The 14,443-nt window shown below is 76.3% G+C and carries 7 protein-coding genes; 2 read left to right on the plus strand and 5 right to left on the minus strand.

Features of this window, described 5'->3' with window-relative positions; genetic code table 11:
* Positions 1-445: 445 nt before the first annotated feature.
* The 5 genes from ACQPY0_RS15020 to ACQPY0_RS15040 all read right to left on the minus strand — a co-directional run bounded on the left by ACQPY0_RS15020 (position 446) and on the right by ACQPY0_RS15040 (position 12,954).
* Positions 446-2,299 (minus strand): hypothetical protein, encoded by a 1,854-nt coding sequence (locus tag ACQPY0_RS15020; RefSeq protein ID WP_432989095.1) that lies wholly within the window; start codon positions 2,297-2,299, stop codon positions 446-448.
* Positions 2,296-5,958, minus strand: coding sequence for a vWA domain-containing protein (locus ACQPY0_RS15025; protein WP_432989098.1), 3,663 nt, complete (start codon positions 5,956-5,958; stop codon positions 2,296-2,298). The genes ACQPY0_RS15020 and ACQPY0_RS15025 overlap by 4 nt, the downstream gene beginning before the upstream one ends.
* Complete coding sequence (locus ACQPY0_RS15030; RefSeq protein WP_432989100.1) at positions 5,942-7,102, minus strand: ATP-binding protein; 1,161 nt, start codon at positions 7,100-7,102, stop codon at positions 5,942-5,944. The genes ACQPY0_RS15025 and ACQPY0_RS15030 overlap by 17 nt, the downstream gene beginning before the upstream one ends.
* Before the next feature lie 171 nt (positions 7,103-7,273).
* Positions 7,274-12,082 carry a hypothetical protein gene (locus ACQPY0_RS15035; RefSeq protein WP_432989103.1) on the minus strand — a complete coding sequence of 1,603 codons (4,809 nt, stop codon included), beginning with the start codon at positions 12,080-12,082 and terminating at the stop codon, positions 7,274-7,276.
* Positions 12,079-12,954: a DUF4132 domain-containing protein gene (locus tag ACQPY0_RS15040; protein ID WP_432989105.1), complete on the minus strand. Its 876-nt coding sequence runs from the start codon at positions 12,952-12,954 to the stop codon at positions 12,079-12,081. Before ACQPY0_RS15040 ends, ACQPY0_RS15035 begins: the two co-directional genes overlap by 4 nt.
* A gap of 142 nt (positions 12,955-13,096) precedes the next feature.
* On the opposite strand from ACQPY0_RS15040, the gene ACQPY0_RS15045 reads away from it, so the two are divergent.
* Together ACQPY0_RS15045 and ACQPY0_RS15050 are read left to right on the plus strand one after the other, a co-directional pair.
* Positions 13,097-13,375, plus strand: a complete 279-nt coding sequence (locus tag ACQPY0_RS15045; RefSeq protein ID WP_432989108.1) for a DUF2277 domain-containing protein — start codon at positions 13,097-13,099, stop codon at positions 13,373-13,375.
* A gap of 259 nt (positions 13,376-13,634) precedes the next feature.
* A complete protein-coding gene (locus tag ACQPY0_RS15050; RefSeq protein ID WP_432989110.1) occupies positions 13,635-14,417 on the plus strand; it encodes a GNAT family N-acetyltransferase in 783 nt (260 codons plus the stop codon).
* The last annotated feature ends 26 nt before the right edge of the window (positions 14,418-14,443 follow it).

Here is a 14,443-nt window from a genome sequence, read left to right on the forward strand (position 1 = left end):
CTGTAGGCGTTCTGCACGCACACGATTCCGGCCGGCAGCGCGCGGCGCAGGACCTCGAGTGACACCCCGCTCAGCCCGATCGCCTCGATCTTGCCCTCCTCGCGCAGCGCGATCAGCTCCGCCGTCGAGGTCGATGACCTGATCGTCCTCGGGCCGCAGCGGCGCGGGAGCGGCATCGGCGCGGCGCAGGTTCACCACCGGGATCCGCTCGCGGCCCAGGCTCGCGAGGTTGTCCTGCACGGCGGCCCGCAGCTCCTCCGGCCGTTGCGCCAGGCGGATCGGGTGCGGGCCGCCGGGATTCCGGGGCGCCGCCGACCTTGGTCGGCGCGGAGTGCGTCACCGAGCTGCTCGACCTGCTCGCCGGCGCGCTGAGGGCGTCACCCGGAACCTGCGGAGCTCGGCCGACGCGCTGGCGACGTCGGCCGGAACCCGTGACACCCGTTGATCATGACGGTACGTAGTGTTCCGCCTCGGAGGGTAGCCAGGACGCCTCGGCCAGAGCGCGGCCGGCCGCGTCCGCGTAGGTCGCCGCCGCCAGCCACGCCTGCGCGAACGCCGTCCCGTCGTCGTCGCTCAGCCGCCCGAACGCGTTGCGTGGCCGGTCGTTCGCGGCCGTGACCAGCCGGTCGAGCAGCGCCGCCCCCGCCTCCAGCCGCGCCCGCCGCATCCGGGACGCGTCCGAGGGCCCCCGCCCGTTCGGGAACGTCAGCATGACCCGGCCGCCGGAGACGGTCCGCTCCACCTGCGCCGCCAGCAGTGACAGCGCCGGGTCGTGCACCGCCGGCCGCCAGAGCTCCTCGGTGGCGTCCGCTTCCGGGGAGCCGGCGGCGTCGAGGGGCAGCTGACTGCCGTGCAGCCGGTCGTACGCGAGATCCGCGTGCCCGTCGACGCGCCACTGCACCCCGTCGACCGGCGCGACCGCCAGCGGCAGGACGGTCCCCGGCCGCCCCGGGTCGGGCCGCGCCACCATGAGCATCGACACGCCGTCGGCCCGCCCGATGACCCGCAGGTTGTCCCGGTATCCGAGCGCGGGATGATCGGCGGCGACCCGCAGCGTGAGCGGCAGCCCGCCGTCGGTCTCGGCGAAGACGGCGTCGCCGTCGGTGCCGCGCACCGTCACCCGCAGGAACAGCAGGTCCGCCCCGGCCTCCCGGTCGGTGATCGGCACCGCCAGCGCCGCGAACGCCCGGTGCACCTGCTCGGTCACCGGCTGCGCCCACAGTTTCGCCAGGGGCTCCTCGTGCCAGCCGGCCCCGGTGGCGGTGACCGCCCGCACGCCCTTGCCCGCCCCGAGCTGCCGGCTGCCGGCCGCGGTCGCCCCCGACACGACGAGCCCGGCCCGTGCCAGCCGGCGGTGGGTCAGCGCGGTCTCGCCCATCGCCACGGTGGCGTCCCCGGCCCGGGCCGCCCGCCGCGCGTCGCCCGGCATCACGTCGGCGACCATCCAGATCCGCCCGTCGCGGTCGACGGCGTAGGTGACGACCCCCGCGTGCCCGGTCCCGGCGAGCACGGCGACCGAGCACAGCCCGTGCAGCCGCAGGCTCCCCTCGAGGTGGTACTGCCGCCGCGCGGTGCCGAGCAAACCCTCCTCGCCGCCGCCCGAGCGCAGCCGGTGCGTCACATGCAGCAGCTCCCGCAGCGCCTCGCGCAGGTCCGCGAGCCGGTAGTGCGGGTCGTCGCCCCGGGCCGCCTGCAGCAGCGTGGCCACGACCCGGGCCGCGGCCGCCGCCCGGTACACCTTGCACGCCTGCGCCTCGTGCGCCGCCCGCAGCAGCGCGGCCCGCGCCACGGTCCCGGACCCGGTGACCCCGCCGGAGAGCACCGCCACGGCCGCCCGCCACACCTGCTCGACGGCCGCCCGCTGGACCACGCTGAGCTCGACGACCTCCTCGGCGGGAGCCTCGGCACCACCCTCGGCGAGTGCCCTGGCACCATCCTCGGCGGGAGCCCTGACCGCATCCTCGGCGAGAGCCGCAACGGCATCCTCGGCGGGTTCCGGCTCCGCGGCGGCGGAACCCACCGGCGCGTTGGACAGAATCCCGGCTCGGTGCAGGCAGTTCGGCGCGAGCAGGCACGAGCACGTCACCGCGTCCGCGCTGCGCACCACCCCGCCCTCGACGGTCAGCGTCACGGTCGTGGCCTCGTCGACGGCGACGGTGTACTGATCCCCGTCGCGCGTCACCGCCAGCGCCGCGAACCGCCCGACGGCGTCGTCGAGCTTCTTGCGCAGCCGGGCCGGCAGCCCGTCGACCGCGGCCACCAGCACCGTCGCCTCGATCGGCGGCAGCGATCCGTTCACGGCTTCACCTTCTCTGCGACCCAGCGGGCCAGTTCCAGCGGGCTGAGCGCGGCCACCGGCATCCCGGCCGCGACGAGCTGCGAGGCGACCGGCACCGAGTATCGCGGCCGCCCCGCGTCGTCGAGGCTCGCGCAGCCGAGCACGGTCACGCCCGACTCGACCAGGGCCCGCGCCTCGGCGAGCAGGCCGCCGATCGGGTAGCCCTCCTCGAAGTCGCTCACCAGCACCACGAGCGTCCGGGACGGCACCGTGACCAGGCTCCGTGCGTGCCGCAGCCCCTTGGCGATGTGCGTGCCGCCGCCGACCTGCACCTCCAGCAGCAGGCTCAGCGGGTCGCTGACCCGGTCGGTCAGGTCCACCACCTCGGTCGAGAACGCGACGAAGTGCGTGCTCAGCGCCGGCACTCCGGCCAGGATCGCCCCGGTCAGCGCCGACCAGATGATCGATGCCTCCATCGACCCGGACACGTCCACGACGAGCACGAGCCGCCAGTCGACCCCGCGCCGCGCCCGGGTGCGGAAGACCGGCCGCTCCGGGATCACCTGGACCCGCCCGTCCTCGCCCCGCCGCGTGGTCGCCAGGTTCGCCCGCAGCGTGCGCGGCAGGTCCAGCGGTCCGCCCGGCCGGTACGTCGGCCGCGGCGTGCTGATCCCCGCCAGCGCCGGCCGCAGCCGGGTCGCCAGCCGCCGCGTGAGCTCGTCGACGATCCGCGCCACGAGCGGCCGCAGCTTCGACAGCGAGCTCTCGGGCATCCCGCCGGCCAGCGACAGCACGGTCTGCAGCAGTTCCACCGACGGGTTCACGGCCTCGGGATCCAGCAGCAGAACCGCATCCCGGCGCCCTCCCTCGGCGGCCCGGGCCAGCACCTCCTCGCGGATCCCGGGCCCGAACAGCGCCGAGAGCTCCTCGGCCCACTCGCGCACCCCCGGGAACGGCGCCCCCCGCCCCGCCCGCCCGGCGGCATCGGCGGCGGACCCTTCGCCGCGCCCGTTGCCATACAGCTCGTCCAGCGCCGTCGCGTATCGCCGCGCGGCCCCGCCGAGCTGCTGATCCTGCCGCCCGAGCAGCAGCCGCCACCGATCGAGCACCGCGAGCTCCCGCCCGCCCGTCTCGACCTTGGTCTCCACTGCGGACTCGTTCTCGTCCACTGTGGATGGTTCCGTGGCGGTATCCGGCAGGAGCCCGAGCGCGTCGGCGGCCGCGCGCCCGGCCCGGTCGGCCAGCAGCCGCCACAGCAGCGCCGCCGAGTCCGTGTCGCCGAGGTCCGCGGTGTGCCCGTCCCCAAGCCGGTCGCGCACCACGGCCAGCAGCCGGTCCCGCCCCGCCGGGCTCACCGTCTGGAACCCGCCCCGCAGCGCCGGCAGCCGCGCCAGGAACGCCTCGTCCGGCAGCGTCGCCACCCGATCCAGCAGCGCGTCCAGCGCGTCCGGCCCGGACTGCAGCAGCGGCTCGGCGGCCGCGAGCAGCCCCCGCAGGTGCCCCAGCAGCCGCCGCCGCGCCTCGTCCGACACGGCGGCGTCGACCCACGACCCGACCCGGGTCCCCAGCTCGGCGGGCTCGGCCAGACCCAGCAGCACCTGCACCGCCCCGGCCCCCGCCGCCATCACCGGTGTCCCGCCGTCCGTCAGCCGCACCAGGGCATCGGCGAGCCGCAGCCCGACCCCGGCCGCGTCGGCCCGCCGCCCGAGTGCCACGAGCGCGCGCACGTCGTCGAGGTCCTCGGAGCCGGCGAGGCCGTCGACCTGCCGCACGGCCGCCGCCTCCAGCACCTCCGACAGCCCCGCGAGATCGGCCAGCCCGCCGGCCACCGCGGCCGGCAGCCCGGGAATGTGCCCGCTGCGCAGCCGGTCGACCAGCGCCAGCGCCGCCATCAGCTCCTCGAGCGTGGCGCTGGCCGGCACCTGCTCTGCCAGCTCCTCCAGCCGCTGCGTGGCCAGCCCGGCCAGCCCGCAGGCGGCCGCCGCCTCGAGTCCGGCGATGATCTGCGCCGCGGTCGGCCCCTCGTCGCCCTCCTCGCGCCGCCGCCGCTCCCGCAGCGCCCCCTCGGCCGCCTGCGCGAGGGTCACGCCACGGATCCCGGCCACGTCGAGCATGGCCTCGGTCCCGGGCGTCCACTCCACGTTCCACCGCGTGGTCAGCGCATCGACGCCGGCGGTCCCCTCCACGGCGGTGTTCTCCGCGTAGGGGATCCGGCAGGCCGACAGCTGGCGCAGCGCGACGTCACGCCGCCGGTCGAGCTCGGAGCGCAGCGGATCGAGCCGCAGGTCCTTGGCCTGCCCGCCCGGCCCCGGCAGCCGCAGCTCGGCGAGCAGCGCCTCGACGGCCGGGCGCAGCCCGGACCGCGGCGCCCCGGGCGCGAGCGACCCGCGCACGTCCCCGACGAGCACGGCCTCCATGGCGGCGGCGACGGCCCGCCCCCGCCCGAGCACCTCCCCGTGCGCGAGCACGCTCTGCAGCCCCTCGACCAGCTCCCCGCGCCCGGGCGCCGGCAGCCCCCGCAGCCGGGCGAGGTCGGCGGCCAGCCGGAAGACCTCCCGCGCCTCGGCCGGCCCGGCCGGATGCCCGGCGCCCCGGACGCGCGAGCAGACCTCGACGACGGCGGCGAGCGCCGCGGCCTCGACCTCCCCGGCCCGCCCGCGAGCGGCGACGACGGCCTGCTGCCATCGCGGATCCCGAATCCCGGCCGGGTATCCGGACCGCGAGTCGAGCAACGCGAAACTGTACGGCACCAGCGACGTCACGACCCCATCCGACGCCGGCTCCGCACCGTCCCCGGCGACCAGCGCCGCGGCGTGGAGCGACCCCACGATCCCGTCCGGCGCCGGCTGAGTACCGTCCGTGGTGGCGTCCCCGGCCAGCAGCGGCGCGGCGTGGAGCGACCCCACGATCCCGTCCGGCGCCGGCTGAGCACCGTCCGTGGTGGCGTCCCCGGCCAGCAGCGCCGCGGCGTGGAACGACCCGACGACCGCGACGGCCCGGCGCCCGGCCACCGAGGCCAGGCACCGCCGCATCCACGCCTCGCGGCGCAGGTCGAGCGCGCCGACCCCGGCCCCGGTGGCGGCATCGGTGCGCATGGCCCACCCGACGAGCAGCGCCGCCCGCCGCACCGCCTCCGGATCCGCTCCGGGCGCCCGGGCCTCGACGACCCGGTCCCACATGTCCTCGTCGGGCCGCCCCGTCGCCGCCTGCCGCAGCGCGTCCCCGAACGGCGACCGCGACGTCCCGGAGGTGCCGGAATCGCGCGGACCGGCGGCATCGGGCGCCGTCTGCTCGCGGTCGTGCCAGAAGCGCGAGGACAGCGGCAGGTCGCACGGGATGACCTCGACGCCGTTGCGGGCCGCCCAGCGCAGCGCGACCAGCTCCGGTGAGAAGTCCGCGAACGGGTAGAACGCCGGGGCGCCGTCCGCGCCGAGCACTCCGGCGAGCGCGACCGGCGCCGCGGTGGCCGGATCGGCGAGCCACGGCAGCCACGGGGCGAACTCGGCCGGCAGCTCCAGCAGCAGCACCTCCGGCCGGAAGCGGTCCAGCAGCTCCCCGATCACGACCGACAGCGCCGGGGAGTGGTGGCGCACCCCGATCAGGAACGGCTCGGTCGACCCCGCCAGCGCCTCGAGCGCCGCGTCGGGCGGGGCGGGGGAGAGGCTACGGCTGGAGGACATCGCGCAGTTCCCAGAGGCGGTGCCACAGGCGGGCGCCGGACTCGGCGCGGCGGCGCACGGCGCCGTCCCAGTAGCCCAGCAGCTTGGCGCCGTCCGCCGGGTCGTCCTTGCACACGACACCCTGCAGGTGGGCGGGGAGCAGGGACAGGATGTCGCGGTCGCCCGGGAAGTAGGCCGCGGCCAGGCCCAGGGACGTGGCGACCGCGACCGCCTCCGCGGTGCTCATCACCGTCGAGGGGCGCTCGACCTCCCAGCCCTCCACGGAGCGGCCGGCGCGCAGGTCGCGGAACGCGGTGACCAGCGCCTCCAGGACCGCCTCGTCGACGTCGAACGGGGTCTCGACCCGCTCCAGGGCGGCCTTCGCCTGCCGGCCCACCAGCGCGGTCTCCGCGGCCAGGTCCGGGATCGGGCCGACGGTCTCGAAGTTGAAGCGGCGCTTGAGGGCCGCGGACATCTCCGAGACGCCGCGGTCGCGCAGGTTCGCCGTGGCGATGAGCGTGAACCCGGGCGCGGCGTGGACCGTGGCGCCAGCGGTGCCGGACAGCTCCGGCACGGCGATGCGGCGGTCCGACAGGATCGACACCATCGCGTCCTGGACCTCGGGCAGGCACCGCGTGATCTCTTCGATCCGCGCGACCTGCCCGGCGCGCATCGCGGTCAGCACCGGCGACGGGACCAACGCCTCGGGGCTGGGGCCGTGCGCGAGGAGCAGGGCGTAGTTCCAGCCGTATCGCAGCTGGTCCTCGGTCGTCCCGGCCGTGCCCTGCACCACCAGCTCGCTCGTGCCGCACACCGCCGCCGACAGCAGCTCCGACAGCATCGACTTGGCGGTGCCGGGCTCGCCGACGAGCAGCAGCCCGCGCTCGCCGGCCAGGGTCACGACGCACCGCTCGACGAGGGCCCGGTCGCCGACGAACTTGCGCTGGATCTCCAGTTTGGCCGGCACGCCGTCGGGCCGCTTGCCCTTGGGCAGCGCCAGCTGTTCGCCGTCGCTGCCGACGATGAACGTGACGACGGCGTGCGGCGTGAGCCGCCAGCCGGGTGGCCGCGCCCCGCCGTCGAACGCGGCGAGGAACGCGAGCTCGGTCGCGTGGGCGTGTTCGGCAGGATCGACCTGCCGGGGTCGGGCAACGGTCGCGGTCATCGGCGGCCTCTCACGGGAAACGGGTCAGACTCTTACGGAAAGCGGGGCAGACTCTTACGGAAGGCGGGTCAGATCGGAACGGGCCGCCGGCAACGGCGGCAACAACCGCAACAACATGGGCGACGGGGCGCCGGCCGGGCTGGCCGGCGCCGTCGTCGAGCACGGCGCGGGTCATCGGCGCCCGCGCGTGTTGGTGACGAGTTCCTCGAAGCGGGGCACGTCGCCGGCGACGATCCGATCCCACGCCAGCCGGAACAGCGCCGGGGCGGGCGCGACCGGCACGACCGCGCCCAGCGTCGGGCCGTCCTCGCCCGCGCCGATCACCAGCGGCAGCTTCCACCGCTCCAGCGGCAGCACCGGCGCCTTCCACGCGAGCCACCCGCCCGGCAGGAACAGCGACCGCCCCGCCCGGGGCCGCTTCGCCTCCACGACCAGGGCGGCGGCGAGCAGCTCGGCCCGTGCGGCCTTGAGCCGGGCCGGCTTCCACCCCGTCCAGGCCGTGACGTTGCGGTCGGTCGGGTCCGGCAGGGCCAGCAGCTGCAGGTAGATCGTGGCGGCGTCGGCGCTGAGCCCGCGGTGCGCGGCGACCTCGGAGACGAGCTGCGGGTCGGAGCGCGACGGGTCGTGCGGGGCGTCGGCGACCGGGACGTCCAGCCAGCGGGAGATCTGGTCGCCGAGGATGGCGCGCAGCGCGACCACCGGGGCGTGGACGCCGTCCAGCGCCGCGATGATCGCGTCGACCCGCGGGTCGTCGGGGCCGTCCATGCGGGCCGGGCGGAGCCGGACCCCGCGCCAGTAGCCGGTCGCGGCGACGGTGAAGACGCCGGCGTCGAGCTCCTCGGCGCCGCGTCGCACGTCCAGACCCAGCGCGGCGAGCGCCTTCTCGACGCTCGTCTCCTCGCCGCCGGCGATGAACGCCTCGAACGCCGGGTCGGCCACCAGGCTGCGGGTCAGCTCCAGCACCCGCGGCAGGTTGGCCCGTATCGGGTCGCTCGCCGGCAGCCGGCGCACCAGCCACGGCAGCCCGCGGGCGACGGCGGCCAGCAGCTCTTCGCCCGCGACGCCCTCGCCGACCCGGTGCAGCCAGTGGCAGGTTTCCGGGTTGGCGACGCCGTGCAGGAACTCCGAGGCGCTCATCCGCCCGGGGACGCCGGCCTTGCGGCACTCGACGATGAGGTCGTCGCCGATCGGGGTGCGGGCGCCGACCTCGCCGGCCCGCCAGGCTCCGAACCGGGCCGGGTCGGGCCCGCCGGTCCACAGCGTCGCCGGGTCGGCGGGCAGCAGCGCCGCGGGGGCGCCGCCCTTGGCCGCCAACGTCTTGGACTGCCGCAGGTATTCGAACGCGGCCTCGATGGCCGTCTCGGTGACGTGCGGCCCGGCGGGCTCCCAGCCGGCGGGCCGGTGCGCGGCCCACAGCCGGGCGTCGGCCGTGCCGGCCAGCAGCGCTGTCGCCTCGGCGAGGCTGATCCCGGAGGCCTCGGAGACGGCCCGGACGGTGGCCGGCTCCAGCAGCGGTGCCGGGCCGCCGTGGGCGCGGCCGGCGGCGACGAACCCGGTGAGGACGTCGCGGCCGACGCCGTGCCGGTCGAACTCCCGCTCGAAGCGGATCGCGTGCCCCGGGACCGGGCCGAAGACCCCGTCCGCGGCGTGCTCGATGCCGCTGACCACCCCGTCGTGGCTGTTGACCTGGAACGGCAGAACGATCCGGCCCGGGCCGCAGGAGAACGGGGTGCCGGGCGTCATCTCCGCCCGCCCGCTGTCGGGGGCGAGGGTGACCCGCCGGGTGCGCCCGTCGCCGTCGGCCAGGCCGGAGCCGGCGATGACCTCCAGCGCGTCCAGCAGCGCGCCCCGGTCCTCGGCGCTCGTGGCCGGCGACGCGGCCCGCAGCATGGCCGCGGGCAGGACGCCGAGGGTGTCCCACCAGTCGAGGTCGCCGCGCGGCACCCAGTCCGCCAGCGGGGTGCGCGGCTCGCGGCCGGTGAGCGCCGCGCCGCCGTCGGCGAAGTGCCGCACCCACTCGCGGCCATGGTCGTAGCAGTTGGGGACCAGGCCCTCCAGCGCGTCGTTGAGCACCTCGTCGTCGGCGAGGTGAGCGTCGGCCCCGGCTGCGGCGGCCGCGCCGGCGCCGGTGGCGATGATCTCCGCGGTGGCGCTGGTGAGCCGGGCCAGGCGCACGGCCGCGCGGGCGGCGTGGCGGACCACGCCGCCGACGCCGGCGACGAGTGCCGGATCGCTCAGCTGCGGCAGGACCTGCCGGACCGCGGCGGCCACGGGCTCGTCGGGGATCTCGGCCTTCTCCGCCTCGGGGCCGGCGAGCGCGGCCACGGCCGCGAGCACCCGCCCCGCGTCGTCGTCGCCGAACGCGCGCAGGGCCAGCGAGCCGGCCTCGTCGCGGGGGCGCATCAGGTGCCAGTACTGCACCGGCGGCACCAGCGCCGTGCCCTCCGCGAACGGGTTGTTCTCGCCCATGGTGCCGGCGGCGGCGAAGCACAGCCCGTCGGCGGTGTAGAAGTGCAGGCGCGAATCCCGCCAGGCCCGCTCCAGGAACACGCCGTGCACGGTGTCCGCGCCCGGGAAGCGGATCGCGCCGACGAGCATCCCGTGCCGGCCCGGGCGCGACGGCTCCGGGTCGGCCATCGCGAACGACCGGCCGTCGACGCTCTCGCCGGACTGCCCGTCCGCGGTGCGCCGCACCCGCCAGCCGACGAGCCCGTCGTGCTGGCCGAGCGGGCTGTGCGCCATGGCCGCCGTGGCCGGGCGCAGCCGGCAGACGGCGAGGCTGAGCTGCTGCCCGTCGGCCGCGCCCGCCTCGAAGAACGTCGGCAGCGAGGCGCGGCCCCGCTCGCCGGTGGCGGCGTCGTACTCATACCACCGCCAGTGATGCTCGGTGTCCTGGGCGAGCACCCAGTGGTGCCGGCCGTCCCCGGCGACGGTGCCGACCTCCTGGGCCCGGCGGTCGCCGACCCGCAGCGGCCGCCCGCCCGCGGTGCGCCCGCCGTCGGGCAGCGCCAGCGAGTGCTCGCCGTTGTCGTTGAGCCCGTCCTCGGAGGCGGTGAAGACGTCGTCGGGGGCGCCGGACCAGTAGCCGGCCCGCTCCCCGCCGCGGTTCCACGCCACCAGCAGCTGGCCGCCGGCGTAACGCATCGTCATGTGCCACGAGTAGCGCAGCTCGTCGGGCGGGATGCGCAGCGTGTGGTCGAGCTCGATGCCCTCGTCGCCGACGACCACGACCCGCTCGCCGCGGCGCACGACCAGCGCCGGCCACTGCGGCAGGACGTGCAGGTCCGACGAGAGCGGCACCCGGTCGTCGCCGCGCACCGCGGTGGCCGCGGCCTGTAGCGCCGGCCAGCCGAACTCGTCGACGACGCCCGCGCGCAGGGTGCGGCCGAGGACCGGGCCGAGGTCGAAGGCGGTGATCCGGGCGATCGCCTCCGGGTTGACCGCGAGCCCGTCGGGGCAGGCGACCAGGGTGAGCCGGTCGAGCTCGGCGTCGATGGTGGTGAGGCCCTGCGCCTCGACGCGGGTGGCGAGCCGGTCGAGCCACCAGTGCAGCGCGGTGCGCAGGCCAGGCACGGCCACGACCTTCGCGACCCGCTCGGCGTCGACCTGGGCGGTGCCGGCGCGATACCACGTCTTGAGGAAGCCCTCGACGCTCTCGGCGATGAGCGGGCGCAGCTTCTCGTGGGCGGTGACCTGGACCAGGTCACGGCGGCCCTCGTCGCCGTCGGCCATCCAGGTGGCGATGTCGCAGCGGGCGTTCTCGTGGACCTCGGCCAGCGGCACCCCGAGGGCGAGCAGCTGGTCGAACAGGTCGAGGTCGATGCGGTTGTGGGCGGGGGCGAGGTCCACGGGCACGCCGTCGGCGCTCAGCCGGGCCGCCATCCGCTCGGCGAGGGCGTAGAGGCGCGCCGAGCGGGTCTTGCGCCAGCCGCGGCTGCGGTCGGCGCGGGCCAGCCAGCCGGCCGGGCCGTCCGAGGACTGCGCGTCCGGATCGCCGGCGCCGGCGGGCTCGGTGAGCGCCGCGGTGGCCGCGCACTCGTCGAGCAGCTCGAGCCACGTGTCGAACGGGCACTCCCGCGGGAACATGCCCAGCAGCTGGCCGCGGACCTTCGCATCGCGGCCGGCGATGCGGACCAGCGCCGGACGATACGCCTTCCAGAACCCGCCGGGCGCCCGCAGGATCGACGGCGCGGCCAGCAACTCGGCCAGCAGCGCCTCGTCCTCCTCGGCGCCGAGCCCGGCCGCCTTCGCCAGCCGCCCGAGGTCGACGTGCATCTGCGCATAGGGCGGCATCCCGCCCAGCGTGCGCTCCAGGCACAGGCGGCGGAACCGCTCGTAGGCGATCGCGGGGGTGCACCGGGCGGCCAGGTCGCGGGCGTGCTGGGCGAGCGCCTTGGCGGTCAGCGCGCCGGCGAGGGCGAACTCGAGGAAGACGGTGTGCTGGCGCTCCTCGTCGATCCGCAGCGCATAGGTGCGCTCGGCGTCGCGGGCCTTGCCGAACATGCTCGCCGCGTAGGTCTGGCTGTCGGCGGCCAGGAACGCGCGGGCCGCCTCCTCGTAGAACGTCGGCAGGAAGTGCGGCACCGAGCGGGCCAGCCGCTCGCCGAGCTCGTTGAACCCGTCGCGGGCCGGGCCGATGCGGGACTTCGCCACCCGCACCAGCCGCTCGATGTCCTTGACCAGGGCCAGGGCGTGGTGGCCGTTGGCGGGGTCGTGGACCAGCGCCCAGGCCGGGAAGCCCAGCGCCTGCTGACGCACGACGCCGACCTCGGTGACGGTCTGCGGGGCGGCGAAGCCCAGGAACTCCATCGTGAGGTCCTCGGCCTGGCCCAGCGTGGCCGGCACCAGCCGCACGACCCGGCGCTCGCCGAGCACCGGGTGCGCGTATTCCCGGGTGGTCAGGGTGTCGACGGTGTCCTTGTCGGCGTCGGTCCCCGCCGGGAGCACCGCGCCCGCGTCCAACAATGCGTCCCAGCTCATGCCGACTCCTCCGTGCTCTGCTCGACGACCCGGCCCGCGTAGAGCGCCGCGGCCATGCGCATTCCCTCGGACCAGGCGACCGGCCCCACTTCGGCGAGGGGGATCGACTTGCCGTCGGGGTGGACGAAGACCAGGTCGCCGGTCTCGGCCTCCGAGTAGGGGTCGTCGGCCCCGACCCAGCTGCGGGCCTCCAGGGCGCGGCCGTCCTCGAAGACCCGGCAGACGGCGTAGCCGCCGCGCACCGGGTAGCCCAGGGAGGCGGCCCGGGCGAGCAGGTGGCGCAGCTCGGCGAAGCGTCCGCCGGCGTATTCGCCGATGCTCGTCGCGCCCGCCTCCAGCCCGGCGGGGCGGGTCCAGGTCTGGCGGAACAGCTGGTCGACGGACTGCTTCACGCCGAGGTCGGCGGCGAACTCGCGCAGGTCGTCGAGGTCGGGCAGCCGGGTCGGGTGCGGCACCGCGACCCGGTCGGCGGCCAGCCGCACGGTCTCGCCGTCGAGGTTGACGATGCCGATGCCCTCGGGCGTGGCGTCGCGCAGGAACCCGGCCTCGTCCGGGTCGAAGTTCCCCTCCTCGTCGAGGACGGCCACGACGAGGTCGGTGAGCGCGGCCCGCCAGGTCTCGTCGGGCCACACGCGGGCCAGCAGCGGGGCGGGCACCGGCAGCGAGCGGATCATCCACAGGTCGACCTGCTCGCGGACCTCGGCCTCGTGCCGGGCGAGCCACTCGGTCAGCTGCCGCAGCCCGGCCACCACCGGGTCGTCGCGCAGCGACGAGGGCATCGTCCTGAGCACCTTGCCTTTCTGGTTACGGCACGCTATCCGCCCCGCATCCAGCGTCACCTCATAGCCGCCGCCGGCCGCCAGCCACGCCATGCGCTTGCCTCCGCTTCGTCACGTTCGTCACGCCATGCACAGACACGGTCACCGGGTTGCCCCAGTGGCCCGCTCCATCGGATGTTCGGCACCCTAGCGAGGGGGTGCGACATTTTTTCGCGGGCCTGGCATCGTGGAGGGCATGTGCAGGAACATCCGCGTGCTCAACAACTTCGAGCCCCCGGCGACGCCGGACGAGATCGAGGCCGCCGCGCTGCAATACGTGCGGAAGGTCGCCGGCATGACCCGCCCCGCCGCGGTCAACCAGGAGGCGTTCGACGCCGCGGTGCGGGCCGTGACCGAGGCGACCAGGGTGCTGCTCGACAATCTCGTCACCCGCACCCCGCCGCGCGACCGCGAGGTCGAGGCGGCCCGGGCCCGGGCGCGCGCCGCCGAGCGTTACGGCCGCCGGGACGAGTAGCCGCCGTACCGCTGCTGGAACGACAGTCCGCGCTCGCGTCGCCGGCGGAAGTGGAGACGTCCGGCGCGCGCATGAGCGGGCCGGGCATCCGGCCACCGAGATCCACCAGCTGCCGCGACAATTGGCGTTGCACCTACCCCGCCTGTGCCCGCACTGGGGGCACGCCGAGGGGGCGGGGTCCGCGCCGGTCGTGCCTCCCGGGCCCGCAACGCGGGAGGCGCGACCGGCCGTGGTGATCATGGGTCGTAGACTCCGTGCGATGACCGACTCCGCAGCGCTGTTGGGCTTGCACGACGACCAGGTGCGCGGCACCGTCGCCGACCGCCTGCCGAGCGGCTGGAAGCCCTCCTGGGACGGCCCGGTCCTGCGGGTCGCCACCCCCGCCCGCGGCATCGTCTTCGCCCGGCACCTCGACGCCGTCCCCGGCGACGAGCTCGACGCCCTCGTCGGCCGCACCATCGAGTTCTTCGCCGACCAGGGCCTGCCGTTCGAGTGGAAGACATACGGCCACGACCGCCCCGACCTCCCCGGGCGCCTCGCCGCCACCGGATTCGCGCCCGGCCCCGAGGAGACGGTCGTCATCGGCCCGGCCGCCGACCTCGTCGACGCCGGCGTCGCCCCCGGCGGCATCCGCATCCGCGCCACCACCGCCCCGGACGACCTGCGCCGCATCGCCGACCTGCAGTCCGAGGTATGGAACGCCGACTGGTCCTGGCTCGCCGACGACCTCGCCGACCGGATCGCCTCCGGCCCGGACAACATCGTCGTCCTGGTCGCCGAGGCCGGCTCCACGATCGTGTCGACCGCGTGGCTGGTCATCCTGCCCGGCACCGAGTTCGCGTCGCTGTGGGGCGGCTCGACGCTGCTGGGCCTGCGCGGCCGCGGCATCTACCGGGCGCTGGTCGCGCAGCGCGCGCGGATCGCGGTTCAGCGCGGGATACGATACCTGTGGGTCGACGCCTCCGCCGACAGCGGTCCGATCCTGCGCCGCCTGGGCCTGCGGGCGGTGACCACGACCACTCCGTGGGTCTGGACCCCCTGACGGGAGCTACCGGGTGAGCCACTGCT

It is taken from the genome of Dactylosporangium sp. CA-233914 (assembly GCF_050942935.1).
Classification (GTDB): Bacteria; Actinomycetota; Actinomycetes; order Mycobacteriales; family Micromonosporaceae; genus Dactylosporangium.

Coding starts and splice junctions, on each gene's coding strand:
- ACQPY0_RS15025 (WP_432989098.1), bottom strand. CDS start 5,958: ATGTCCTCCAGCCGTAGCCTCTCCCCCGCCCCGCCCGACGCGGCGCTC.
- ACQPY0_RS15030 (WP_432989100.1), bottom strand. CDS start 7,102: ATGACCGCGACCGTTGCCCGACCCCGGCAGGTCGATCCTGCCGAACAC.
- ACQPY0_RS15035 (WP_432989103.1), bottom strand. CDS start 12,082: ATGAGCTGGGACGCATTGTTGGACGCGGGCGCGGTGCTCCCGGCGGGG.
- ACQPY0_RS15040 (WP_432989105.1), bottom strand. CDS start 12,954: ATGGCGTGGCTGGCGGCCGGCGGCGGCTATGAGGTGACGCTGGATGCG.
- ACQPY0_RS15045 (WP_432989108.1), top strand. CDS start 13,097: ATGTGCAGGAACATCCGCGTGCTCAACAACTTCGAGCCCCCGGCGACG.
- ACQPY0_RS15050 (WP_432989110.1), top strand. CDS start 13,635: ATGACCGACTCCGCAGCGCTGTTGGGCTTGCACGACGACCAGGTGCGC.